We start from the raw sequence: 239 nt of genomic DNA, 5'->3' as shown, positions 1-239 counted from the left end.
CCTCGTGCCAGAGGCTGGTGGCCGCCGCCGCCCGGAAGCGCGCCAGGCCCCGGGCGCCCGGCGGACAGCCGCGGGCGCGCGGGCCGGAGACGAAGCCCATGTAGTAGCTCATCTCCTGCCAGCCCCAGACCACCAGGGCCGCCGAGAAGGCGACGTACGCGCTTCCCGCGCTGGCGTCCCCGGCCGAGGCGCCGATGGCCCAGCGCGCCAGGGCGAGCACGCCCGTGCCCGCTACCATG

At 77.8% G+C, this 239-nt stretch carries 1 protein-coding gene; it reads right to left on the bottom strand.

Annotated elements, in window-relative coordinates; genetic code table 11:
- A partial coding sequence (locus tag AC0IWM_RS23905; protein WP_471759171.1) for a DUF3623 family protein occupies positions 1–239 on the bottom strand: 239 nt, incomplete at both ends.

It is taken from the genome of Methylobacterium sp. AC433, assembly GCF_979253015.1.
Note: the sequence above shows the minus strand (reverse complement) of the source record. Positions and strands in the feature narration are given on the sequence as shown.